Origin of the sequence: Draconibacterium sediminis, from assembly GCF_000949475.1 — a bacterium.
GTDB classification, from domain to species: domain Bacteria; phylum Bacteroidota; class Bacteroidia; order Bacteroidales; family Prolixibacteraceae; genus Draconibacterium; species Draconibacterium sediminis.
Window position 1 is genome coordinate 467,607 of sequence record NZ_JRHC01000002.1, and the last position, 25,103, is coordinate 492,709.

At 36.6% G+C, this 25,103-nt stretch carries 21 protein-coding genes; 20 read left to right on the forward strand and 1 reads right to left on the reverse strand.

Going from position 1 to position 25,103, the window contains the following annotated elements:
• The first annotated feature begins 196 nt into the window (after positions 1-196).
• From LH29_RS11850 to rfbC, 18 genes are all read left to right on the forward strand, one after another.
• Positions 197-2,545: an SLBB domain-containing protein gene (locus tag LH29_RS11850; protein WP_052670838.1), complete on the forward strand. Its 2,349-nt coding sequence runs from the start codon at positions 197-199 to the stop codon at positions 2,543-2,545.
• 59 nt (positions 2,546-2,604) lie between these two features.
• Positions 2,605-2,889: a GIY-YIG nuclease family protein gene (locus tag LH29_RS11855; protein ID WP_045029934.1), complete on the forward strand. Its 285-nt coding sequence runs from the start codon at positions 2,605-2,607 to the stop codon at positions 2,887-2,889.
• Positions 2,890-3,062: 173 nt separating this feature from the next.
• Positions 3,063-4,175, forward strand: a complete 1,113-nt coding sequence (locus tag LH29_RS11865) for a Wzz/FepE/Etk N-terminal domain-containing protein (protein WP_045029938.1) — start codon at positions 3,063-3,065, stop codon at positions 4,173-4,175.
• Positions 4,176-4,301: 126 nt separating this feature from the next.
• The gene (locus tag LH29_RS11870) at positions 4,302-5,510 is read left to right on the forward strand and encodes a polysaccharide pyruvyl transferase family protein (protein WP_045029941.1); all 1,209 of its coding nucleotides are present in this window, start codon (positions 4,302-4,304) and stop codon (positions 5,508-5,510) included.
• 32 nt (positions 5,511-5,542) lie between these two features.
• A complete protein-coding gene (locus LH29_RS11875; protein ID WP_045029944.1) occupies positions 5,543-6,616 on the forward strand; it encodes an NAD-dependent epimerase/dehydratase family protein in 1,074 nt (357 codons plus the stop codon).
• Between the two features lie 2 nt (positions 6,617-6,618).
• Positions 6,619-8,379 (forward strand): 2-succinyl-5-enolpyruvyl-6-hydroxy-3-cyclohexene-1-carboxylic-acid synthase, encoded by a 1,761-nt coding sequence (menD, locus tag LH29_RS11880; RefSeq protein ID WP_045029947.1) that lies wholly within the window; start codon positions 6,619-6,621, stop codon positions 8,377-8,379.
• Positions 8,380-8,401: 22 nt separating this feature from the next.
• Complete coding sequence (locus tag LH29_RS11885; protein ID WP_045029949.1) at positions 8,402-9,898, forward strand: lipopolysaccharide biosynthesis protein; 1,497 nt, start codon at positions 8,402-8,404, stop codon at positions 9,896-9,898.
• Between the two features lies 1 nt (position 9,899).
• Complete coding sequence (locus LH29_RS11890) at positions 9,900-11,279, forward strand: O-antigen ligase family protein (protein WP_082063612.1); 1,380 nt, start codon at positions 9,900-9,902, stop codon at positions 11,277-11,279.
• Positions 11,212-12,165 carry a glycosyltransferase gene (locus LH29_RS11895; RefSeq protein ID WP_052670840.1) on the forward strand — a complete coding sequence of 318 codons (954 nt, stop codon included), beginning with the start codon at positions 11,212-11,214 and terminating at the stop codon, positions 12,163-12,165. The genes LH29_RS11890 and LH29_RS11895 overlap by 68 nt, the downstream gene beginning before the upstream one ends.
• Before the next feature lie 2 nt (positions 12,166-12,167).
• Positions 12,168-13,277 carry a glycosyltransferase family 4 protein gene (locus LH29_RS11900; RefSeq protein ID WP_045029955.1) on the forward strand — a complete coding sequence of 370 codons (1,110 nt, stop codon included), beginning with the start codon at positions 12,168-12,170 and terminating at the stop codon, positions 13,275-13,277.
• A gap of 2 nt (positions 13,278-13,279) precedes the next feature.
• Complete coding sequence (locus tag LH29_RS11905) at positions 13,280-14,518, forward strand: Coenzyme F420 hydrogenase/dehydrogenase, beta subunit C-terminal domain (protein ID WP_045029958.1); 1,239 nt, start codon at positions 13,280-13,282, stop codon at positions 14,516-14,518.
• 2 nt (positions 14,519-14,520) lie between these two features.
• Positions 14,521-15,567 (forward strand): polysaccharide pyruvyl transferase family protein, encoded by a 1,047-nt coding sequence (locus tag LH29_RS11910; RefSeq protein ID WP_045029960.1) that lies wholly within the window; start codon positions 14,521-14,523, stop codon positions 15,565-15,567.
• A complete protein-coding gene (locus LH29_RS11915; protein ID WP_045029963.1) occupies positions 15,564-16,565 on the forward strand; it encodes a glycosyltransferase in 1,002 nt (333 codons plus the stop codon). Before LH29_RS11910 ends, LH29_RS11915 begins: the two co-directional genes overlap by 4 nt.
• Complete coding sequence (locus LH29_RS11920; protein WP_052670842.1) at positions 16,565-17,293, forward strand: WecB/TagA/CpsF family glycosyltransferase; 729 nt, start codon at positions 16,565-16,567, stop codon at positions 17,291-17,293. The genes LH29_RS11915 and LH29_RS11920 overlap by 1 nt, the downstream gene beginning before the upstream one ends.
• A 140-nt stretch (positions 17,294-17,433) precedes the next feature.
• Positions 17,434-18,486, forward strand: coding sequence for a dTDP-glucose 4,6-dehydratase (gene rfbB / locus LH29_RS11925; RefSeq protein ID WP_045029966.1), 1,053 nt, complete (start codon positions 17,434-17,436; stop codon positions 18,484-18,486).
• Positions 18,487-18,696: 210 nt separating this feature from the next.
• Positions 18,697-19,572, forward strand: a complete 876-nt coding sequence (rfbA, locus tag LH29_RS11930) for a glucose-1-phosphate thymidylyltransferase RfbA (RefSeq protein ID WP_045029969.1) — start codon at positions 18,697-18,699, stop codon at positions 19,570-19,572.
• Between the two features lie 152 nt (positions 19,573-19,724).
• Positions 19,725-20,099 (forward strand): four helix bundle protein, encoded by a 375-nt coding sequence (locus tag LH29_RS11935; RefSeq protein WP_045029972.1) that lies wholly within the window; start codon positions 19,725-19,727, stop codon positions 20,097-20,099.
• A gap of 82 nt (positions 20,100-20,181) precedes the next feature.
• On the forward strand, positions 20,182-20,763 hold the full coding sequence (rfbC, locus tag LH29_RS11940) for a dTDP-4-dehydrorhamnose 3,5-epimerase (protein WP_045029974.1): 582 nt from the start codon (positions 20,182-20,184) through the stop codon (positions 20,761-20,763).
• 388 nt (positions 20,764-21,151) lie between these two features.
• On the opposite strand, the gene LH29_RS11945 is transcribed toward rfbC, so the two are convergent.
• Positions 21,152-21,838, reverse strand: coding sequence for a hypothetical protein (locus LH29_RS11945; protein ID WP_045029976.1), 687 nt, complete (start codon positions 21,836-21,838; stop codon positions 21,152-21,154).
• A gap of 1,112 nt (positions 21,839-22,950) precedes the next feature.
• On the opposite strand from LH29_RS11945, the gene LH29_RS11950 reads away from it, so the two are divergent.
• Positions 22,951-24,336 carry an exopolysaccharide biosynthesis polyprenyl glycosylphosphotransferase gene (locus tag LH29_RS11950; protein WP_045029978.1) on the forward strand — a complete coding sequence of 462 codons (1,386 nt, stop codon included), beginning with the start codon at positions 22,951-22,953 and terminating at the stop codon, positions 24,334-24,336.
• Positions 24,337-24,356: 20 nt separating this feature from the next.
• Positions 24,357-25,079 (forward strand): sugar transferase, encoded by a 723-nt coding sequence (locus LH29_RS11955; protein WP_045029980.1) that lies wholly within the window; start codon positions 24,357-24,359, stop codon positions 25,077-25,079.
• Positions 25,080-25,103: the final 24 nt, after the last annotated feature.

Genomic DNA, 25,103 nt, shown 5'->3' on the forward strand with positions numbered 1-25,103 from the left:
TTCTTATTAAACAGACGGATATTCGAATTGTACCATTTTAATAATAAATCAAGAACGATAGATATTGAACTCACCCTCACTCCCTCTCTTTGCAAAGAGAGGGACGATTGTGATCCGTCAGCTGACGGACAATCAGGGTGAGTAGTAAAAATCCTACAACGGAATATTTTCATAAAAATCTTTACGCAACACAAATATGAAGCACTTACTAAAAACAATGTTAACGGTATTCTTTTGCACTGCACTGCTGCTGGCTGCACAGGCACAAACGCAAACGCAAACGCAGGATGTAAAGAATCTTGATGTTAAATCATTGCCACAATCTGAGATCGACAGAGCCAAAAAGGCCATGCAGGATGCCGGTTTATCACAAGAACAAGCGATACAACTGGCCCGCCAGCGTGGAGCTACCGAGCAGCAGATCATGGAAATGCGACAACGGTTAAGCGAACAGGACACCTCGCAACAAAACATGTATAACCTCTATGAAGAGCCGGAAATACTACCGGAGGAAAAAGAGGACTCTTATCTTTCGCAAAGGAAAGTTGAATTTAAGGAGGATCTGGAAGTCTTTGGAGCTTATTTATTTAACAACGAAAACCTGACTTTTGAACCCATTGTAAACATACAAACTCCAAAAAATTACGAAATTGGCATTGGCGATCAGTTGCTAATCCAGGTTTGGGGTAACTCGCAAAACAACTATCAGTTACGGGTAAATAACAACGGCCAGATCGTTATCCCCGACCTGGGACCGGTTTATGTAGCAGGTATGTCGTTTGACGAGGCTGAAAAGAAAATTGTAAAAAACCTCACCGCAATTTATGCCGATATGGCGGGTGATAATCCCGGTACTTTTGCCCAGTTAGACATGGGCCAGTTACGATCAATACGTGTAAACCTGCTCGGCGAAGTGGTAACACCGGGTACTTATACTTTGCCTGTAACAGCCACTGTTTTTAATGGCTTATATCTTTCCGGTGGTCCCAGCGAAATTGGCTCGTTCCGAAATATAAAAGTCATTCGCGACAATAAAATCGAAAAAGTTATCGACATCTATAACTTACTGGTAAAGGCCGATCCAAGCGACAATATAACTTTAAAAGACGGCGACATTATATTTGTTCCGCCGGTAGAAAAACAGGTGGTAGTAAATGGCGAATTTAAACGTAACGGCATTTTCGAAATAAAAGAAGGCGAAATGTTAAACGACCTGGTAGGTTTTGCCGGAGGTTTTAACGCCGGTGCCTATTTAGGCAACACACAAATTGTTCGACAAACACAAAAGGGCCAACAAATTATTGACGTTCCTTACGAACAATTGAGCACCACCCCACTGGTAAAAGGCGATACGGTTCAGAATGCCCTGATTACAGACCGCTTCGAAAACAGGGTAAGCATAGAAGGTGCGGTTTATCATCCGGGAGTGTACGAGTGGACCGAAGGGCTTACCCTCGCACAGTTATTTGAAAAAGCCGACAAGTTGCTGCCCGAAGCCTTTAAAGGCCGGGGATTGATCACCCGTTACAACAGCGACCGCACCACTTCTGCCATCGCTTTTGATGTGGAAGAGATTAGCACCGGAAAACAGAATATACTTTTGCAAGCCGATGATGAAGTACTCATCAAAACACATTTCGATTTAAAAGAACAACCTTATATAACCGTTAACGGCGAAGTGATTGACCCCGGCCCCTTTAACTGGTCGGAAAACATGACGCTTGGAGACGCGATCTTTCTGGCAGGAGGTCTTACCGAGGGTGCCGACAGTACTTTTATTGAAATTGCCCGCCGCCTGAGCTACAGCGATGCCTCTGTTCTTTCCGATACCATCGGACACATAATTATAGCCAATATCTCACGCGGATTACAACTGGGGAAAAACGATGCGGAAATGAAATTACGGCCCTGGGACCAGATATCAGTTCGTACGGCTCCCAATTTCCGCAAAAACGAAACCGTCTTTGTTTCGGGCGAAGTGGCCTATGCCGGAGCGTATGCCATTACAAACAAACAAATGCGTATTTCCGACCTGGTACAAATGGCCGGTGGATATACCCCGAAAGCCTACCTTCAGGGGGCCACACTCGAACGTTTTTCCGATGAACTGGGCTCCGAACGCGTAGCCATTAACCTTCAAAATATCCTTAAAAATCCGGGGAATGACAAAGACCTGCTACTAAAAAACAGCGACCGCCTCAATATCCCGGAATTTATGCAAACTGTTAAAATTAGCGGAAGTGTACAAAATCCCTTCTCCATTACCTTCGAACCGGGGCGAAATGCAAAATACTATGTCAACCGTACCGGAGGATTCCAGGCACAGGCCAATAAGAGAAAAACCTACGTACAATACCCCAATGGAGAAACGGCTGTAACCAAAGGCCTTATTTTCAGACACTACCCTAAAGTTACACCGGGCAGTATGGTGGTAGTTCCCGAAAAACCGGAAAAAGAACGTCAGCAAGGACTTTGGCTGGCCATCGCTTCAACGATGTCATCAATGGCCGTAGCTATTGCTGCAATTATGAACGCAACCAATTAAGATCGCTGAATGGAAAAGCGTATTTAAAGTGATACGAGCAAGTAGGCAAAAGACAATCCATGAAAGCATGGACCTATATAACGACAAATTCGCACAACCGGGTTCTTTATACAGGCGTAACCAGCGACCTTAAAGGGCGGATTGATAGTCACAAAATAAAAAAATATCCTAATGCCTTTACTGCAAAATATAATGCTGACAAGCTTGTCTGGTATCAGGAGTTCAACAGCATAATAGATGCAAGGGCACGGGAGAAACAACTAAAAGCAGGAAACCGCGCTAAAAAGATAAAACTTATTGAAACGATAAACCCTAAATGGGAGGATCTGTTTGAAAAATTATAGGCAGAAAGGGAATGAGACCGCTTCTCCGCCAACTGGCGGATCGCGGAATCGTGCACCTAATAATGTTTTGAAAACAGAAATCCGTGTACAAAAAATACTAAAGAAAAACGATTCTGCGAGGAACGAGGCACGAGCGACGTGGCAGCCTCATCCCCACAGCAAAAAAAAACAATATGACCGAAGAAATAAAAAATAACCAGGTAACTGACGATGAAATCGATCTCATCGCCTTGGCAAAAACCCTTTGGGACAACCGCAAATTCATTGTAATAACAGTAGCCATCTTTATGGTACTTGGTGTAGCCATAGCCCTATTAACTCCAAAAGAATATACCGCCTCAACTACTGTTGTACCTCAAATAAGTGATACCTCAACTAAACTTGGGGGTTTATCTTCACTCGCTGCTATGGCGGGATTTAACCTTAATGACATGACCGGAGGGAATTCACAACTCTCTCCTATGGTCTATCCCCAAATTCTAAATAGTGTCCCCTTTCAGCTTGAACTCATGAATACTCCCTTCCGTTTTCCCGGGCAACAAGACTCCATGAGTATCTACACCTATTATACTGATGTAAAAGAAACCGGATTTTTGGAAGGCTTGAAAAAATACACCATCGGACTGCCGTTTGTTATTCTTAAGGCCATTAAAGGGGATAAGGAAAAGGTGAATGGAGGAGTAGCGAACAATTCTTACATCACATTAACAGAAGAACAGGACGAAATCAGGGAAATGCTTAGCGAGAAAGTAAATCTTGATGTTAATGACAAAGATGGTTTTCTTACCCTCTCAGCAAGTACACTTGATGCCGAGCTGGCAGCACAGGTAACCCAAAAAGCTTTACAAATGCTACAACGCTACATAACTACCTATAAAATAGAAAAAGCATCGGCACAACTCAAATTTATCGAAGAACGTTATAATGACAATAAGGCTGAATTTGAAAAAGCTCAGGCGGCTCTGGCTGAATTTCGTGATAAAAACAAAAATGTTACCTCTGCCCTTGCCCGTACTCAGGAAGAACGCCTGCAAAGCGATTACCAGTTGGCTTTTGATGTGTATTCGGGCCTTGCTCAACAATTGGAACAGGCACGGATAAAGGTAAAAGAAGATACCCCTGTATTCTCTGTTCTTAAACCGGTTACTGTTCCGTTGGAGGATAATGTTAGTGGGTTTACAACATTGGCCGTTTTTGTATTTCTGGGATTGACGGCTAGTGTTGGATGGGTGCTTGGGAAAGAGTTTTTAGGAACAATTAAAGAGAAATGGAGTGAGCCCACTTAATTAACACACACATTTCTAATCTCGACGATTTTTAGAAACTCTAAAAATGTGAGGTCCTGTTATATTCAAATCAAATTTTCAAATACACATTATATTGAAACACCTGAGTGTTGATCCAAAACAATCATGACTAAAAAGAAGCTACATATAGGCATTACAGGAATTAATCACCTAAGTGGAAATAGAGGTGTCGGAGCTCTGGCAATATCTACAATATACTTATTAAACAAAATTGCTAAGGACAAAGGATATGATGTAGATATTACTGCAATTAATTATAACTACGGAAAATCCACAATTACTATAGAAAAAGATAATATTGAAATAAATAATATTTTACCTCTTAATTTTTTTAATTTTAAAGACTTTCTCAAGTCTTTAATTAATCCTAAAAATTTAAAATCCTATAGAACATACATAAAATTCGACTACATTTTATGTATGGGTGAAGGTGATAGTTTTGCAGATATTTATGGGAAACTGCGATTTAATTCGATAAATAATCAACATCGAATGGCCAGATTATTAAATATTAAATATTCACTATTACCTCAGACTATAGGTCCTTTTAATAATGAACAAATTAAAAAACAAGCCAAAACAAGCATCGAAAAGGCTGAGCTGGTTTTTGCCCGCGATTCTCAAAGTTTAGAATATGTTACATACAACACCAATCAACAGAATGTTATTGAAGCGATAGATGTTGCATTCTTCATGCCGTTTAAGAAAAAACAATTTTCAAAAGATAAGCTCCATGTAGGGATTAATATTTCTGCGTTACTCTGGCATGGTGGATACACGAGAAATAATCAGTTTGGATTAAAATCAAATTACAAGAAGCTTGTTCATAGCATTATTGAATTTTTTCTATCCATTAATAATGTAAAAATTCATATTGTCCCACATGTTGTTTCTCCAAATTCCAACGTAGAAAACGATTATGAGGTCTCTTATGAGTTAGTTAATCAATTAAACGACGATCGCATCGTTCTTGCTCCTTTTTTCCTCGATCCAATAACGGCAAAGAGCTTCATTGCTGGTTTAGATTTCTTTACAGGAGCAAGAATGCACTCTACAATTGCAGCTTTCTCTTCCGGTGTTCCTGTTTTTCCTATGGCATACAGTCGAAAATTCAATGGTCTTTTTAAAGACACTCTAGATTATGAATACATGGGAGATATGGTTAATGAAGGAAATGAAATCATCCTAAGTAAAATGAAAAAGGCATTTTCTAATAGACAGGAATTAACTTCTTTAATACATACAAGGCAAAATACAATTGTGAAAGAAAGGGAAAAAAAATTGATTGACAAACTATCGGAAATTCTAATTTAGAAAATATACTTCTTTTACTCAAAAAATTATAAATGGATATTTTAGTTTTAGGTGGTACAGGTGCGATGGGCCAATATCTAGTTGATTTACTATTAAATAAAGGAATAACTACAACTGTAACATCTCGAAAATATATAAAAAGTAATAAACCTGTAAAATATATTCAAGGCAATGCCCATGACATGAATTTTTTAGAAAAAATCTTAAAAAAGAAATGGGACGCTATCGTAGATTTCATGAGTTATGAGACTTATGAATTTAACGAAAGAGTTAATCTTTTTCTAGATTCTACTGCACAATATATTTTTTTAAGTTCTTCTCGAGTTTATTCAGATTCAGATAAACCTCTAACTGAGAACTCATATAGACTCTTGGATGTTTCTGAAGATAAGGAATTTTTATCATCAGATGAATATGCATTAGCCAAAGCTAGACAAGAAGATATTTTAAAAACATCTGGATATGAAAACTGGACAGTTATTCGTCCTTATATCACATATAGCGAAAATCGATTCCAACTTGGGGTTTTTGAAAAAGAAGAATGGTTGTATAGAGCATTATGTGGAAGAACTATCGTGTTTTCAGAAGAAATGCGCAAAAAAAAGACAACATTAACGTATGGTCTTGATGTTTCGAAAGGAATTGTTGAGATAATTGGAAAAGAAGAAGCTCTTGCAGAAACGTTTCATATTACTGCTCCTGACAACAATTCTTTAACATGGGAAGAAGTCCTAAATATTTATTTAACTGAAATAGAAAATGGCTTAAAATATCGACCGAAAGTATTATACCAAAATCACAATGATTTTTTGGTATATAGATCTGGGCTCACAAAATATCAAATAAAATATGATCGACTATTTAATAGAAGTTTCGATAATAATAAAATAAAAAAGTTTACAAACACAGATAACTTTCTGCCCCCTGAGATAGGTTTATCAATTTGTTTAAAAAGTTTTTTAAATAATCCTAAATTCAAAAATATTAATTGGAGAATGGAGGCTAAACGAGATAAACTATCAAAAGAAAAAACACCATTGCATGAAATAAAGACCCTAAAACACAAGATAGTTTATTTAATTTACAGATATCTAAAAACAAAATAATTATGTATTTCCCTAAATTTAAATCATTTCAAGTGCTTATCCCATTATTAAAAGCACATAATATAAAGCAGATAGTAATTTCACCGGGTTCTCGAATGAGAGAATTTGTACTTGCAGTTGAGGAAGATCCGTTTTTTACATGTTATTCAGTAACTGATGAACGAAGTGCTTCTTACTTTGCGATAGGTATCGCTCAGGAATTAAATGAACCTGTTGCTATTACCTGTACGTCAAGCACAGCTACTGTAAATTATTATCCAGGAATTACAGAGGCCTTTTATCAAAAAGTGCCGATTTTAATATTAACAGGCGACAGAGATCCATATTTATTAGGTCAACAAGAAGACCAAATGATAGATCAAATTAATATGTATGATCGAATTGTAAGAAAATCAGTTCATTTGCCAATAGTAAATAATGAATCTGATTTTTGGTATTGTGAAAGACTGATCAATGAAGCTATCCTTGAACTTGACCATAGAGTAAAAGGTCCAGTACATATAAATATACCGGTTCCAGCAAAAATTACTTGGCATAGGGATAAAGAAATCGAAAAATACCCTGAAGTTCGTGTAATAAACAGAATTTTACTAAATGATAAGTTTACTTCTCATATTAATGAAAAAATTAACATATTAAAGGATGCAAACAAAATATTAATTCTAGCTGGGCAAAATACAAAACCTTTCAATACTCAATTGCTGACGAGTTTTTTTGAAAAGTATAATTGCATTATACATTCCGAACATATGGGCAATATCGAGATTGAAGGGAGATTAAATCTATCCATGTTAAGCGATGGTATCTCTGAATCTGAATTTGATGAATTTATGCCTGATATTGTGATTTCATTTCATGGGACGTTAGGAATTACTCGTAATATGAAAGAAACTTTCAGAACTAAAAAGTTTGAACATTGGCATATTTGCGAAAACGGAGAAGTTGTTGACGCATACAAAAACCTAACAACGGTATTTGAATGTAGCCCAAATACTTTTCTTAAATATTGTATTGAACATACAAACCATGAATTTCAAAATAATAGAGTCTACCACAAGCAATGGTTAGAAAAATATAAACAAGTAAATTATCCTGAAATTCCATACTCAAATGTACTGGTTATTAAAGAGCTCATAAATAAACTACCAAGTGATTCACTATTACACCTTAGCATATTAAATAGTATACGAATTAGCCATTTTTTTCAATTGCCTCAACAGACAAAAGTGTATGCCAACATAGGTACAGATGGAATTGATGGAAGTATGTCAACCTTTCTTGGACAAACCACGGTTTCAGATAAATTGTCATTTTTAATTATAGGCGACTTGAGTTTCTTTTATGATATGAATGCTCTTAGGATAAAACACATAAAAAATAATGTGCGAATATTATTGATTAATAACCATGGTGGTAATGAATTTTATCAGCAGCCAATTATGTTAGCAACTGACAGAAGCCTAGGGGCAAGACATCATAATTCTGCCAAAGGATGGGTTGAAAGTGTTGGATTCAAATATTTATCAGCAGAAACAGAAAAAGAATATAAAAATCAGCTTAAAGAGTTTATGACAAATAAAACTGACGCTCCAATTCTATTTGAAGTATTTACTGACACAATGGTTGATAGAGAAACTGTTTTTGCAATGAGAAAAGGTATAAGAATGATTTTTGATAAAAATGCGAAATTAAAAAATACGGCTAGATCAGTACTTGGGGAATCAGGCATTAAAACACTCAAAAATATTTTAGGCAAAAAATAAGGGACAACTACATAAAAATTTAATGAAAAGTAGTATAAAATATGTTGCCGGATCTTTTGCGTGGAGTAGTATCGCAAAGATACTAAATGCAGGCTTAAAGTTTATCTCCATTCCCTTACTCTTAAATTACTTCGGTAAAGAAAATTATGGTTTAATCACTTTGGCTGTTTCTACCAATGCTTATATGCAATTGCTAAATATGGGCATGAATACTGGAGCCGTGAAATTTTTTTCACAATGGATTGCCACAAAGGATTATGACCTTATAAACCGGGTATCGCGAACCAATATTTCATTTTATGCAGGGTTAGGAATTATAAACAGTATTGTATTACTTCTATTGGCTTGGCAAGGAACAGAAGTATTCAACATTACGTCCGAAGAATTTTCAACTTTTCGTTATCTTCTATACATCTTGGCTGGAGCAAGTGTTATCAACTGGACTACCTTTGTATTTAACCAACTTTTGATAGCCGACGAGAAGATGGCATTTACTCAACAGGTATTATCGGCCCGTAATATTATTAACTTATTGCTTGTTCTATTGACTGTTCAATTCAAATGGAGTATCATTCAGTACTTCCTATACGATACATTGACAAATATGCTGGTAATAGTTCCTTTTTACAGAGTTAGTAAACACCGCAACCTAATTCAATCAATCTTACCAGCCTTCTATTGGAAAGATTTTGCTGTTGTTTTTAAATACAGCCTTGCCATATTTGCTATGAGTCTGTTTCAGTTTACAGCTACACAATCGAGACCGATTGTACTCGGAATGTTCACCAATCAAGGCGCCTCCATATTATCTGATTATCGAGTAATTGAAGTTTTCCCAATATTTATTATATCAATTGGAGGAATGTTGATATCAATATTGCTCCCAAAAACAGCACAAGCGGTCCAGCGTAACGATCGGAAAACCATTGAAAAGATTGCTTACGAAGGAACAAAATACACGAGTATATTGGTTGCCCTATTATGTTTTCCCATCATGCTAAACGCTAAAGGACTTATTACATTATATGTAGGAGAAAGTTATGCATATTTAAGTTTATGGCTTTCATTGTGGGTATTTACTTTAACATTATCACTACATAATAGTCCCGTATCAAGTTTAGTCCTGGCTACTGGAAAAACAAGAATGTTAGTTTATAGCACATCATTGGCTTGCATTTTGTCTATGATTATTAATGCTATTTTATGTATACAATTTGGAGTAGGATCGGCGGTAATAGGATACCTCGTATACATTATTATTCAGGTTTCATTTTATTATCTATATTTTAACCGCAGAATACTTGGGTTAAATGCAATGAAAGTATTTAAATCATTTATTGTTCCAACCTTTTTGGGAATTGTGGCAGCGGTGCCCTTTGTTGTTTTTGAATTAAATACCAATCTAATACTACAAATCATAGTTAAATCTGCACTATGGTTACTACTCTATTCTGTCTTGTTATTAGTTTTTAAGGTCCTTGAGCGAGAACAGTTATTGACACTCATAAATAAACCATGAAATGGAAAAATTACCACTGATACTCCTAACAATATTTTTCTCATTTCAGATAATCAGACATAAAGGCAGAAATCGTCTTTTTTGGTTTATTGCAGGTTTTCTATTGTGCTCCAGCAGAATAATTATAGTAACAAGTCCTTATATTCCATCACATCGATTATTGGTATTTTCATTAATGTTTTCTGAACTGATCAGATTTCGTAGTTTTAAACTCAATTGGGAAAAATTTCCATTAAAGAAGTCAATCGTATTTATTACTATTGTGTATATACTTATAGGTTTGATGGATCAACGATTGTCAACGTTTTTAAAATTATATAGGCCCATATACCATACCATAGAAACATTTTTTATCCTATTTCTAGCCTTTAGTAGTATTGAAAACACAAAAGATTTAAACTGGATTATTAAGCGATTGACTCCTTTAGTTATATTTATAATGCTTTTCGGAATCTTTAATTTTATTACAAAACAAAATCCTTACGATCAACTAATATCATCGGCCTTTTCATCCGAATCAGCATTTGAAGTTTACAAGAATAGAGCGGGAGATCGATTTAGAATCAATTCATTTACTGATCACCCAATTACCTACGGCTATATTTGTGCAGTATTAGCAACTCTTTACATTTTTTTCCCAAAAAGCAGTCTTACAATTAAAAAGCCATTGCTCGTCACAACCATTACACTACTCATTATTAATCTACTGTTTTCAAACTCCAGAAGTCCGTTGCTTGCATTCCTTTTGGGTGTTGCACTCATTATAACTTTTGCATTCAACCTAAAAACAAAGTTTAAACTTATGTTTTTAGCCATTCCTCTATTCATTTTGTCATATCTAACGATTCCTTTCATCAATGAAAAAGTCGATGCAATCACGGACGTATTTCTTACAGGTGGAGAAAACCAAGAAGGGAGTAGTATGGATATGAGATATACGCAGTTGGCTGCATCTTATGTTCTTGCAATGAACAATCCAATATGGGGAAATGGATTTGCTTATATTCAGGAGGACTTGGGATGGAATTCTGAAGATAGAGAATATTCTAGCGAGTTAAGAGGTTTCGAGAGTTATATTTTTGTTCTTCTCATTGAAACAGGATTAGTTGGAATAATAGCGAATCTTACAATATTTTTAAGTATAATATCTTACCTGTTTAAGAAAAAGCGAGAAAATCAACGATTATCGGCAATAGCTATAGCTTTAGTCTCTATGTTTTTGATATTTATTCTGGCAACCGGAACACTCAATTCCTGGTTAATTTCAATGACATTTATTGGTATATTAATAAAGGTACTCGAATTAGAAAAACATGACCACAACCAAAACAAATCCGTCACTGGCAATTGTTATCCCCGCCTACAAGGCAACCTTTCTTGATGAAGCATTAAAATCAATATCGAGACAAACATGCCAGGACTTTCACCTATATATTGGCGATGATTGCAGCCCACATAATCTAAAAGAGATAATTGACCACTACAATAATAAGATTAAATTTACCTACAAACGATTTGATTCAAATTTAGGAGGGAAAGATCTGGTTGCTCAATGGGAACGTTGTATCGATATGATTCAGGATGAAAACTGGATCTGGTTATTTTCGGATGATGATATAATGTCGCCACAATGTGTTGAATCTTTTTATAAACATCAAAGAAAAAATCTTCAAAATCACTTATATCATTTTGATATTAAAATTATTAATGAAGACAATGAAATAATCCAAAGATGTAAGCCTTTTCCTAAAATTCTCTCATCTATAGATTTTTTCAAGTTAAGAGCAACAAATAAAATTTCTAGCTTCGTTGTTGAATATATATTTAACAAAGAGAGTTATGAGAAATCCGGCAAATTTCAAAATTTTGATTTCGCATGGGGATCAGATCATGCGACATGGATAAAACTTGGTTATGAAAATAACATTGTATCTTTAGAAGAAGGCGAAGTATTATGGAGAAGAAGTGCACATAATATATCTCCCAATAGATCAAACGCGAAATTGAGTATACGAAAAGTAAAAGCAAGTTCTGAATATTACCTATGGGTGAAAGATTTTTTTTCTAATCACGGACTAAAACTTGCTGATCAATTATTAATCAAATCATTTATAAATGATATAAAAAACTACAATGGAATCGTCCCCTTAAAAATAATGTATTCAATATCCATTAATTTTTTGGTAAACTTTCACTTTCTATTTCGCTTATACTTTCTTCCTTTACTGTTCCTTCATAGATTTTACAAAAAATATCTTCGACCCTAATTATGAAAATAAAAATTGTATGGATTACAGCTGACTATTTTTTAGATGTTGACTATCCTATTGTTCCCTCGATAGGGAACAATTTCGAAATTGATTGGTACATTTTGCTCGATTCATTTCCAATCGACGTGAAGAAGATTAAAGATGCATGTAAAACTAAAAATATAAAAGTTCACTTTTATAAACTTTATAAGAAATGGTATTCTCCTTTATCATTCTTTGAAATCTTAAATCTTTATAAGCAAGTTAAAAGAGAAAGTGCAGATATAATTTATGCAAATATAAGTTCCTACGTATTTCCCTATCTTCTGGCAGATATAGTTTTCGATAAAAGCAATATAATCTTTGCCACCCACAATGTTAATACCCCGAAAGGTGCGCGATATGAGAATTTAGCCAAACTCAACATGTCCTTTCTCTTACGAAGATTCAAAAATTTCCATGTTTTTTCAGAGAATCAGAAAAATGTTTTGGAATCAAGAGTAAATGGTAGGAATATTTTATATGCTCCCCTAGCCCTGAAAGACTATGGAAAATCTTCTAATCACTTACTAAGAGATAAGTTACATTTTTTATCCTTTGGCCACATTCGTGATTATAAAAGAATTGATTTATTGATTAAGGCTGTTCAGTTAGTTTATGAACAAACCAATAAACTGTTTAAAGTTACAATTGCGGGAACTTGTAAGGATTGGGATAAGTATCAGAGATTAATCAAATATCCTTTCTTGTTTGATTTAAAGATTGGATATATTAATGACCATGAGATACCAACACTATTCAACTCACATAAATTTCTTGTTTTACCTTATCAGGATTTGGCTCAAAGCGGTGCAATTACTGTGGCTTTTAATTACAATATGCCTGTGGTAACATCGAATATTCAACAATTTAAAGAGTTTGTTCATGATGGGATTAATGGATTCTCTTTTAACTCCGAATCAGTAGAGAGTTTATCTGCTGTTCTTATAGATTGCCTTAATATGACGACAGATGACTATGGCTTATTGTGTAAACAAACTAATCAATTTATTTCTCAGAATTATTCAACAAAATCGATTATTGATAGATATCGAACTTATTTCAGAACCATGCTAAAAACAAAAAAATAGAAATGTTATCTGTAAGAAGAGTGGTAAACTCAAAGCTATGTATCGGCTGTGGACTGTGTTCTGTAGAAACGCAAACAGGCAATATTAAATTTAGTAAGAAAAATGATTGCTATATTCCTTCAATCACAAGTATTTCAAATGATTCAATTGCAAATAAAATTTGTCCAGGAAAAGGATATAACATTCTTGAGTCGGGGAAAAAGCTCTTTCCTGATTCAAAACAGTATGATATAGATTTAGGTTATATCCATTCAATCTCAGCAGTAAGAAGCACAGATAGATCTATCTTACGAGATGCCTCATCTGGTGGGATTATAACTTCATTGCTCCTGTATTTATTACAAGAAAAAATAGTTGATAAGGTTTCTGTGACAAAATTTGTCTGCACAACTTCGGGAGTTTCCACGAAAACATTCCTTACTTCCAATATAGAAGAAATATTCGCAGCACAAGGATCAAAGTATTGCCCTGTTAACTATGCACATTTAATTAATGAACTAAAACAATATAAAGGGAGAGTTGCGATAGTTGCCACTCCATGTGTGATCGCTGGCATACGAAGTATAGAAGAAAATCAGCCTGCTTGCTTTAGTTCAAAGATTGAATTTACTATCGCAAATTTTTGTGGAGGATTTAAGTCCTATACTAATATTAAAAAACTGGCTAAAGTTCATAAAGTGGATTATAAGAATTTAAAAGATTTTCGATTCAGAGGCGGCGGTCAACCAGGAAGCCTTCGGTTTATATCAAATGATGGACAAGTTGCAGAAACCCCATACCCGAAATATGTTGGTTTTACAGGACAAAGTAAGATGTTAAGGTGTCATTTATGTGCAGATGCTACAGGCGAGCTAGCCGATATTTCTTGTGGAGATGCTTGGATTCCTCGTTACGAGGAAGATCAATATCCATGGTCCGTTGTCCTTACTCGTTCTGCGCGTGGTACTGCTTTATTACAAAATATGAATGAAAAAAATCACGTTGTATTAGATCAAATGTCTATAGAGGAAGTAAAGTTATCACAACGGTTTAACCTTAAAAGTAAAAAAACGAGACAAGCTGCAAGAATGAGATTATACAAGTTACTAGGATACAGGAGACCATCTTTTGATGGTGGATATCGCGAAATAGACACAGGATTATCAACGGAAATTCAAGTATACTTGAAGCATCAATTCAAGCTATTTCTGGATAAGTTAGGTCTTTATAAAACAATATATAGTTGCTCTAAAAAAAATTAAAAATGAAGATTGCATTAATTACATATCATTCAGCTGATAATTATGGAGCGACTCTACAGGCTTATGCTACATATAAAATTCTTGAAGATTTAGGAAATGATGTAGAAATTATAGATTTACGAATAGACCAGCCAAATCCTTTTCTTAAAAAAATTCTTTTATTCAAAAAGCATTTACAGTTTAATTCATTTCGAAAGAAGTATTTCAAAAAGATTACGCAAAAGTATCTTGACTTGTCCGATTTAAGGAAAAATCCCCCCGTAGCAGATGCATACATTGTAGGGAGCGACCAGGTCTGGAATACAGATATATCTGGCAAATTGGCAGAAGCCTACTTTCTAGATTTTGGAGATAAAAATATTAAAAGGATAGCATATGCCTCAAGCTTTGGGAAAGGAGAATGGGAATCAAAAAATAATCTATCAACAGAAAAAATAAAAGTTTTGTTGAAAAGATTTAGTAATATAGGCGTTAGAGAAAAAAGTGGGGTCGAATTATGTGCTTCTGTTTTTAATATTGAAGCAACTCAGGTTTTAGACCCAGTTCTCCTTCACCACAACTATGAAGAACTAACAGGGGAAATTAAATCATTTCAAAATAATATTCTTCTATATAAAATTGTAAATGATCCTCGTTTTTATAATAAAGCTCAAGAAGTTGGGGATAAACTGAATCTGCCATTAAGATCTGTCGGATCAATCCGTAGATTAAAAAATATTAAGTGTTCATATCCAGAGAAACTACCAGATTGGATAATAAGTATAGCAAGCTCCTCATATATTCTTACTGATTCTTTTCACGGAACGGTTTTAAGTTTATTATATAAAAAAAATTTCATTGTATATGTAGGAGATCCAAAACTGGTTACCCGCATTAGATCATTATTGTGCTTGGTTGGATTAGAAGATAGAATATGTTCGTATTCCGACGATATCGAAAAAGTAACCGATTTACTTCAAAAAAAAATCGATTATAAAAAAGTGACTGCAATTTTGGAGGACTTGCGCAATGAGTCAATTAGTTTTATAAAAAATAGCTTGTCTAAATGAAAACAGTATATTCACTGATTTATAAGCTTCACGAAGTTTCCGGAGTACAAAAAGTTCTTGTTGACATTCATAATGGGATTAAAGAACATTTTACTGCTAGGATAGCAGGTTTTCTACCATACAAGGTTTTTTCCAAATATATACCATTACCTGAACATGAATATAAACACATCAAAAGCATATTAGAATTAAAAAACTCCGTTGTGCTTACTCATGAACGAATGACATCCTCAAAATGTGTTTTATTAAACAAATTTTTTAATTTAAATATAAAACAGATTCATATTCAACATAGCACATATGAATCTTTGAGATTGATTTCATTTTATCCTCAACATGTAGTATCAATTTCAGATAAGATCACGCAAAACCTTGTAAATTACTTCAAATTTCCAAGAAAAAACATATTTAAAATCCATAATGGGATAGTTGACGAGTGGACAAATAAAAATATTGAGAGAAAAAAAGATGGACTTATTCATATTGCATATATTGCACGGGTAGATTCTCTTAAAAATCAAGTCAAAATAGTCGAACGTTTCAAAAGAAAAATCTCCAAAACTGTACATATTGACTTTATTGGAAATGGTCCATTATTTGAAGACCTTAAACAAATCACAAAAGATTCTACTCAATTTAATGCTCTAGGTTTTCATGACGATGTTTTATCAATGTTAAAGAACTATGATTATGTCATGTTATTTTCAGAAAAAGAAGGTCTTCCAATTACTTTGATCGAAGGAACAATGTGCTATAAACCTCTGATCGTTAATGACGTTGGAGGTTGTCTAGAAATTGGAATACCTAAAATAAATGCATTTTGTGCGAAAAGTTGGGAAAATCTAATTGATATTCTGAATTCCTTAGAAAATGTTTCCGAACAAGAATATGATAGAATGGCAAAATCCAGTCGAGAGATATTTGAAAATAATTTTACCTATAATAAAATGATCTCAAAATATCTCGAATTAATTAATAATGTTACTGAATATAATTAATGGATTTTCTAGTAAAAAAAATAATCGACACAGGTATTGCTGATGTGAATAGTCTTACACAGGATAGTGGAACTATATACACCTTTTTGAATCCAGTCTCTTATCTGGATGCCAGAAAAAATAGGGGATTATACGCAAATTTTGACGGTATATTTGCAGATGGCTCCCTCCTCACTTCTTTTATTCGAATTATCCATAAAAAAAAGGTAAAACGTTATAGTTTTGATATGACCTCAGTTGCACCTATATTATTTACATATGCAATTGAAGCAAATAAATCGATATATTTAGTCGGGTCCAAACAAGAAGAGATCGAGAAAGCGCAGCAAATTCTGACCATACATTATCCCAAATTAAACATTATTGGTATTCGTAACGGATATTTCTCCTCGGATGAGGAAATAAACGAAGAAATTGAAAATATTCTGAAAATAAAACCAGATTTTGTTATTGTGGGTATGGGAGCTATCAGACAGGAACAATTCTTGTTGAATATGAAGAATAAAGGATTTTCTGGAATAGGGTTTACCTGTGGGGGGTTTTTACATCAAACCTCCAATAATATTATCAACTTCTATCCTAGATGGATAGATAATATGAATATTCGATTTTTATATCGTATGTATAAAGAGAAACATACCAGAATACGTTATCTCAAGGCTGCATTTTACTTTCCTGTATTTTTTTTAGTCGACTGTTTCCTTCAAGGTTCCAATTCCAAAACTTAAATAGGACAGAACTGTATACTAAAAACACTTGTAGTTAATTTCTGGACTACAGATTATACTAGTAGTAATAAAATAAGACCAAGGATTAGTGCTTTCTTTTTTTAAACTACATTAATATAAAACCTCGAAAGAAAAGAATAATGCAAAAAATACTTATAACAGGTGGTGCCGGATTCATCGGTTCTCATGTAGTCCGTTTATTTGTAAACAAATACCCCAACATAGAAATCGTTAACCTCGATAAGCTTACCTATGCCGGGAACCTGGCCAACCTGGAAGATGTGGAAGACAAATCCAATTACCGTTTTGTTAAAGGCGATATTGTAGATGCTGCTTTTATACAAAACCTTTTTGAAACCGAGCAGTTCGATGGTGTAATCCATTTGGCAGCTGAATCGCATGTTGACCGTTCCATAGCCAATCCTACAGAGTTTGTATTTACCAATGTAATCGGGACGGTAAACCTGCTGAATGCAGCTAAACATATCTGGAAAGACAATAGGAAGGGCAAACGTTTTTACCACATCTCCACGGATGAAGTGTATGGATCATTGGGCAAAGAAGGACAATTCACTGAGACAACAAACTACGATCCGCATAGCCCCTACTCCGCATCAAAAGCCAGTTCTGATCATTTTGTACGGGCCTACAACGATACCTTTGGTTTACCAACGGTCATTTCCAACTGTTCGAACAACTACGGTTCGTTCCAGTTCCCCGAAAAACTGATTCCGCTTTTTATCAATAATATCCGCAACAACAAGCCGCTACCAGTCTATGGAAAAGGCGAAAACGTGCGCGACTGGTTATGGGTGGTGGATCATGCCCGTGCCATAGAACTAATCTTTCACAAAGGAGAAATTGGAGAAACCTATAACATAGGTGGCTTTAACGAGTGGACCAACATCGACCTGATAAAAGTGATCTGCAAAAAAATGGATGAAAAACTGGGCCGCGAAGCAGGAACATCAGAAAAACTGATCACCTATGTAAAAGACCGCGCCGGCCATGACCTTCGATACGCCATCGATGCCACAAAAATTAAAAACGAACTCGGCTGGGAACCTTCACTGCAATTCGAAGAAGGCATTGAAAAGACCATTGACTGGTATTTATCAAATGAGGAATGGATGAATAATGTCACTTCAGGTGAGTATCTAAAATATTACGAAGCCCAATACCAGGAACGATAAATAAACTGTGAATTTCCCCTCCTTTTCGAGGAGGGGTGGCAGCGTAACTAAATATAATTTTGGAATGATGGTTTGCCAACGCTGACGGGGTGGTGTTTTATATATTCAATTTGACCACCTCACCAGCTGTGCTGGTCCCCTCCTCCTCAAAAAGGAGGAGATACGTTCGTATTCCAAATCAACTCACATCTCAATACTAAAGTCTATATTATGAAAGGAATAATACTAGCCGGAGGTTCCGGTTCACGACTTCACCCCATTACGCTGGGAACGTCAAAACAGTTACTTCCGGTGTATGATAAACCCATGATCTATTACCCGCTGTCGGTATTAATGCTGGCAGGCATTAAAGATATTCTGATCATCACGACGCCTGATGACCAAAGTAACTTTATAAAACTACTGGGCGATGGCAGTCAGTGGGGTGTAAATTTACAATACACCATTCAACCTTCACCCGATGGACTGGCGCAGGCTTTTATTCTGGGAAAAGAATTTATTGGCGATGATAGTGTTTGCCTGGTACTGGGTGATAATATTTTTTACGGCCATGGATTTTCCAAATTGCTGCAACATGCCGTTACCGGTGTAGACAACGAAGGAAAAGCATCGGTTTTTGGCTACCATGTCCATGATCCGGAACGCTACGGTGTTTGTACGTTTGATGATAAAGGAAATGTTACCACCATTGAAGAAAAACCCGAAAATCCAAAATCGAATTTTGCAGTGGTTGGCCTGTACTTCTATCCCAACTCTGTGATTCAGGTAGCTGAAACCATTAAACCTTCAGCACGGGGTGAACTGGAGATTACAACGGTTAACCAGGAATACCTCGATCAACAAGAGTTAAAAGTTGAATTGATGGACCGCGGTTATGCCTGGCTTGATACCGGCACGCATGAATCGCTGATGGAGGCCAGCTCCTTCATAGAAACCATTGAAAAACGTACCGGATTAAAAGTTGCCTGTCTGGAAGAAATCGCCTACCAACGTGGTTGGATCACCAAAGAACAGTTAATGGCTCAAGGTGAAAATTTGGCTAAAAACCAGTATGGGCAATATTTGTTGAGTTTGGTAAAAAACTAGAACGATGGTCACGAACTCACGACCGTTACGAACTCACGATGACACGAGTCGTGCAGTCGTAAAGTCTTAAAGGTCGTGCAGCCGTAAAGTCGTGTTATCGTCCAGTCGTGCAATCGCCCATTCGTAAGACCGTGTTGTCGTAATAAAGAAAGATGCAAAAAATAACTAGCCACAAAGACCTAAAAGTCTATCAGCTTGCCTTTGAAGCTACCTTGCAGATTCAGGAAATTACAAAATCATTTCCACCTGAAGAAAAGTACTCTTTAACAGATCAAATACGAAGAAGTTCCAGATCGGTATGTGCGAACCTAGCAGAAATGTGGCGAAGAAGGAGGTATCCCAAAAGTTTTATCTCAAAAATTAATGATTGCGAAACCGAAGCAGGTGAAACCCAGGTTTGGCTGGATCTCGCCCTGGCATTTGCTTATATCGATCAGAAAACCCACAATGACTTATACGATAAATACGAACACATCATCGCCATGCTTATCAACATGAGCAACAATCCAAACAAATGGACATTATAGTACACACACTCTTGCAGTCGTAAAGTCGTGTTATCGTGCAGTCGTCCAGTCGTAATCTCGTCCAGTCGTAAAAAAATAAAACATGCAAGTAATAAAAACAACAATACCCGAAGTACTCATTTTCGAACCCAAAGTCTTTGGTGACAGCAGAGGCTATTTTATGGAGTCCTTCCGGCAAAAAGTAATCGAAGACCATATCGGGAAGGTGAACTTTGTACAAGACAACGAATCTTTTTCTCAATATGGAGTATTACGCGGATTACATTTCCAACGTCCGCCACATACCCAGGGCAAACTGGTTCGTGTGCTGCAGGGGGAAGTATTGGATGTTGCCGTAGATATCCGGTTGAATTCACCCACTTACGGGCAACATGTTGCCGTGAAGCTGTCGGCAGAAAACAAACGACAGCTTTGGATTCCGCGTGGTTTTGCCCATGGTTTTGCCGTGCTTAGCCCAACAGCGCTTTTTAGCTACAAATGCGACAATTATTACGCGCCGGAATTCGACGGAGGAATTCTTTGGAACGATCCGGCCATCGGCATCGACTGGCAAATACCGGAAGCAGCCATTCAGTTATCAGAAAAAGATACGCAACATCCATTCTTAAAGGATATCAAGGATTTTGACTATGCCTCATTCTCGGGAGAAAACGTATATAAGTAGTTAGAACAAACCATTACCATCCAATTGGGGTAATTTGTGCAATTAGTGTATAAAAACAGCTACAAGCAGTCAATGGGTAGATAAAAGCCACGAGGAAGCCTGGTCTGCCTGATGAGGTAAGTCAAAATGCCAAAAGAAGTGCTAGCTTGCTAATGTACGCTTTAATTTGCCGATGGAAAGCTTTAAATTGCTATTTGGTGCTTTAAATGGCCAAAAGTTGGGATTAGATGGCAAAAAAATGGCTTTAGACTGCCAATTTATACATTAAACTGCCGTTGGATGGCTTTAGATTGCCAATTGGAGGCCTGGATTTCCAATTTTGCATAAAAAACCCCGTAGGAGCCATTAAACTGCCACGGGGCTAATGAATTAAAGGTTTTACACCATTCTACCTGAAATACCTCGATCTTTTGTCATCATTTTTCCAGAAAACATAACGACCATACTCACGAATGGTGCTGTCTTTTTCAAATAACAAAGTAAAGGCCTTGTCGCGCAACACTTTGGTTTCATTGCCTTCATCGGCTTCACCATTTGCTGTTGCCAGTAATTCGGCCATACTCCGTGAAAGGGTACGTGAGTTGTCCAATTTACTTAGCTCAAAATGAATCAGGTTCAAGGGCTCAGGATACTTTGCCCCCAGCACAGCCAATTCAAGTAGATCCTGTACCATATCGGCTTTACTACCGCCTTCACGGATGCGCATCACTTTTTTTAGAATGTCGGGGTGATCACGATATGCAAAAGAAAAATCATGAAGCAGCTCATCACGGAACTCAAAGGCAAGAGGAGCTTGTTCACGCCACAAAAGGGTGGCTTCTTCCTGTGCCTCGTAAACACTCATCCAGTTGGCCTGGCAATAACGTAATGCGCCGCTAAGCGGAATAAGATCATCAATCAGTTGTTCGTCCATGCCGGCAGAGGTAAGAGCTTCCCGGTCTTCGTCAGCATCTTTAGCAAGTGTTTCAACACTGGCAACATAGTCTTTAACCGGTTCTGTTGGAGTTTTAGTTTCGTTTAATGGTACATTTACAATTCTTTCTTCCCATAATTCGAAATCTTCTGAATAAGACATAATAGAATAAAATTTAGTAATATATTGCTAATGCTCCGCCGGCCTCTTTAGCCTAACCGGATGTCGTTGCAAAAGGGTGGGAAAAAGACGAGCCGGCGGTTTACATCAGTAATATTTCCCTTAAGTTAAGAAACATAGGTTTATTTTACCAAATTTATGTTTGGTAAAAATTGTAATTTAGAATTATTATTGATAAATAGAAAAATTGGTAATAGACTAATAAAGAAATGTATACTCCTCACTACTGTGCGAATCATTTAGCCTGATAAATAATTTTAAAATTGATTGCGTCGTTGCTTTACTCCTCGCTAGGACACGTATAATTATTAACCTCGGTGGCGCACAAAAAATAGCCATGAAGCATAATATATTTCGCGCCGCCTGATGATACTCCGAACATCGTCATTGCGATCCCGATTTATCGGGAGAAGCAATCTCCACTCTCCCTCGTTTGCAACGACAATTTGATAAACAATAAACGCAATACAACATTGCCGCGATTAAATAAAATATTCCTTATTCTTCCCCCTATGGGGGAAATGTCAGCAGCTCGTCCGGCTCTTGACGGATAAGGAATGTGGGTGGTCAGACAAAGGGGGCCAACAAGCCAGATCAACCAACTGATTGCGCCGCGTTTAAATGCTTCTCATTTACCCCGGTTTAAACCCCGGCCTGTCCCGACTGAGCTAGCGAGCGTCTGGAGGCCACAAATATTAAACCTCTACGAGATTATAAATTCTAATCGGTGTAATCCGTGCAATTCGTGGATAAAAGTTCCCACCACTGGCGCGGATTTCCAATCGCGCCATAGCCAATAAGGCTAAAAGGAGTATAATCCCGCTCTGAAAATTTCGCTTCAGGGACAAAGTCAGAGAAAAAAAAGCAGTTCTGCACAACCAAGAAAAAAAGAGTCACCTGTTAATAAACAGAAAATATTATATAATTTATCGCTAACTCTTAATCCTGTAATCAGTTAGAATCGGCAACAAAACACAGGACATAAATTCACAAAGTAAAACTTGATTAATGTCAACCGCAGCCCAAATATTTTTTTCTATTTTCGTTGGCTATGCAGATGATTAAAACAAACAGACAGAATTGATAATTAAACGATGAAATCCCGCGAAACCGAGCTTCTATATACTTACCTGGCCTTTGATTTGTTTTTACTAAACCTGTCCCTGGGCTTCGTAGCCTGGATCGATTTAGATATCTCGCTGCGTGATATCCGGCTGATGAGCACCTATATTTTGCATGGTAACCTAGCCTGGGTAATCAGCTACCTCGCATTTACCAAAAGGAATCTTTTCCTCCGCGATAGTTTTGCTAACCGGATATGGCGAATTAGCAAACGCCAGGTGGTTTTTATAATAGTGGCTGCAAGTTTCAACCTTTTGTTTGTCCCCTTTCATCTTTCCCAGTTATTCTTTTGGAAATATGCCCTGTTGTTTTATTTCCTTAAAATTGTAGCCTACTGGCTGATATACCGCTATTTAAAATTTAAACGCGGAAAACGTTTCAATACCTTACATGCTGCTATAATCGGCCATAACGATACCGGCTTGTTGCTGCAACAAATTATTACCAGCAATCCCGGTTTAGGGTACAGCTTTTCAGGTTTTATAAGCTCAAAAGAAAATATTGAGGAAGAATACCTTGGGCATCCCGACGATCTGGAAGAACTGATCGATAAACACGATATTAATATTATATACTATACCATCTCGTTTTTTAACGGAGGCAACGCTGAAAAAAAGGGTAAGGAAGTACTAAAAATATGTAACCGTAAAGGAGTGCGCTTAAACTTTATCCCAACCAACCAACTTTGGTTCCGGAATCGTTTTAACACCGAATCGATAGGAAATATGGTGGTAATAAATCCACAGGAAATTCCACTCGACAGTGTAGGTTTAAGGGTACAGAAAAGAATTTTCGATCTGGTATTTTCATTAACGCTATGCATCTTTCTTTTCTCCTGGTTATTCCCCATTATTGCCCTGCTTATTAAACTCGATTCCAGAGGTCCGGTATTTTTTGTTCAGGAGCGTACGGGAATAAACAACAAAACCTTTAAGTGTTTAAAATTCAGAAGCATGAAGGTTAACAACGAGGCCAACGACAAACAGGCAACAGCCAACGACGACCGTATTACCAGATTAGGTCGTTTAATGCGCCGTACCAATATCGACGAATTGCCGCAGTTTTTGAATGTATTATCAGGGCAGATGTCAGTTGTAGGGCCACGACCCCATATGTTAAAACATACCGAAGAATATTCGTCGCTCATCGATAATTACCTGGTCAGGCACTATGTAAAACCGGGAATAACAGGTTGGGCCCAGGTAAAAGGATTACGTGGAGAAACAAAAAAGTTATCAGCCATGGAAAACCGGGTGAAAGCCGATATGGAATACATTGAAAACTGGAGATTTGCCTGGGATATGAAAATTATCTGGCAAACGGTGTTTGGCCGGCATGCCTATAAAAATGCGGCATAATAAAAAGGAATAGACAAAACATGAATACGATAAACGAACCAAAAGGAGCTTTTCCCTATCAACCACCAACCGAAGAGATAAAACTGCGGTATAAAGAAATTTTTGAGTTAAGGAAGCCCTTAAAAGTTCCCTTCCCAAAACTATGCTTTGATAAATTGCTGGCTTCTATTTTCGTTTTACTGTCTTTACCAGTATTCTTGCTTTTAGTAGTGGCTAACTGGATAGAAGGTTTAATAATTAGAGAAAACAAAGGGCCGCTGTTTTTTTACTACTATGGTGTAAGCCGTGGAAAGAAGTTTAAGAAGTGGAAAATCAGGCTGATAAAAGAAAAATACATCGATAAAGAACTACAGGCCAAAGGCGACTGGCATGCCTATCAGAATGAATGGATGCCGGAAGCCCGAACATTTTTAGGTCGTTTTGTAAAAAAATTTTATATTGATGAGCTGCCACAGTTCTTTCTTATCCTAAAAGGCGATATGTCGTTTGTGGGGCCCCGCCCCCTGGCGGTTCACCATTACGAGAGAGATTTGGCGCAGGGTAATGTAACCCGAAAATTGGTTAGGGGTGGTTTGTTGGGCTATGGACACATTCGTAAAGGTACTCCGGAATTTGGCAACCCCGTCTACGAATACGAATATATACACCGTTATCTTCACTATTCGGCATTAAAACTTTTGTTTACCGACCTGGGCGTAATTGCAAAAGGAATGCTGGTGGTGTTAAAAGGAGGAGGCCATTAAGAAGTGGAACGATTTGTGAACGCG

What these genes read in the sequence shown, in the direction of transcription:
- LH29_RS11850 (WP_052670838.1), top strand. Translation starts at nt 197, where the DNA reads ATGAAGCACTTACTAAAAACAATGTTAACGGTATTCTTTTGCACTGCA.
- LH29_RS11855 (WP_045029934.1), top strand. Translation starts at nt 2,605, where the DNA reads ATGAAAGCATGGACCTATATAACGACAAATTCGCACAACCGGGTTCTT.
- LH29_RS11865 (WP_045029938.1), top strand. Translation starts at nt 3,063, where the DNA reads ATGACCGAAGAAATAAAAAATAACCAGGTAACTGACGATGAAATCGAT.
- LH29_RS11870 (WP_045029941.1), top strand. Translation starts at nt 4,302, where the DNA reads ATGACTAAAAAGAAGCTACATATAGGCATTACAGGAATTAATCACCTA.
- LH29_RS11875 (WP_045029944.1), top strand. Translation starts at nt 5,543, where the DNA reads ATGGATATTTTAGTTTTAGGTGGTACAGGTGCGATGGGCCAATATCTA.
- menD (WP_045029947.1), top strand. Translation starts at nt 6,619, where the DNA reads ATGTATTTCCCTAAATTTAAATCATTTCAAGTGCTTATCCCATTATTA.
- LH29_RS11885 (WP_045029949.1), top strand. Translation starts at nt 8,402, where the DNA reads ATGAAAAGTAGTATAAAATATGTTGCCGGATCTTTTGCGTGGAGTAGT.
- LH29_RS11890 (WP_082063612.1), top strand. Translation starts at nt 9,900, where the DNA reads ATGGAAAAATTACCACTGATACTCCTAACAATATTTTTCTCATTTCAG.
- LH29_RS11895 (WP_052670840.1), top strand. Translation starts at nt 11,212, where the DNA reads ATGACCACAACCAAAACAAATCCGTCACTGGCAATTGTTATCCCCGCC.
- LH29_RS11900 (WP_045029955.1), top strand. Translation starts at nt 12,168, where the DNA reads ATGAAAATAAAAATTGTATGGATTACAGCTGACTATTTTTTAGATGTT.
- LH29_RS11905 (WP_045029958.1), top strand. Translation starts at nt 13,280, where the DNA reads ATGTTATCTGTAAGAAGAGTGGTAAACTCAAAGCTATGTATCGGCTGT.
- LH29_RS11910 (WP_045029960.1), top strand. Translation starts at nt 14,521, where the DNA reads ATGAAGATTGCATTAATTACATATCATTCAGCTGATAATTATGGAGCG.
- LH29_RS11915 (WP_045029963.1), top strand. Translation starts at nt 15,564, where the DNA reads ATGAAAACAGTATATTCACTGATTTATAAGCTTCACGAAGTTTCCGGA.
- LH29_RS11920 (WP_052670842.1), top strand. Translation starts at nt 16,565, where the DNA reads ATGGATTTTCTAGTAAAAAAAATAATCGACACAGGTATTGCTGATGTG.
- rfbB (WP_045029966.1), top strand. Translation starts at nt 17,434, where the DNA reads ATGCAAAAAATACTTATAACAGGTGGTGCCGGATTCATCGGTTCTCAT.
- rfbA (WP_045029969.1), top strand. Translation starts at nt 18,697, where the DNA reads ATGAAAGGAATAATACTAGCCGGAGGTTCCGGTTCACGACTTCACCCC.
- LH29_RS11935 (WP_045029972.1), top strand. Translation starts at nt 19,725, where the DNA reads ATGCAAAAAATAACTAGCCACAAAGACCTAAAAGTCTATCAGCTTGCC.
- rfbC (WP_045029974.1), top strand. Translation starts at nt 20,182, where the DNA reads ATGCAAGTAATAAAAACAACAATACCCGAAGTACTCATTTTCGAACCC.
- LH29_RS11945 (WP_045029976.1), bottom strand. Translation starts at nt 21,838, where the DNA reads ATGTCTTATTCAGAAGATTTCGAATTATGGGAAGAAAGAATTGTAAAT.
- LH29_RS11950 (WP_045029978.1), top strand. Translation starts at nt 22,951, where the DNA reads ATGAAATCCCGCGAAACCGAGCTTCTATATACTTACCTGGCCTTTGAT.
- LH29_RS11955 (WP_045029980.1), top strand. Translation starts at nt 24,357, where the DNA reads ATGAATACGATAAACGAACCAAAAGGAGCTTTTCCCTATCAACCACCA.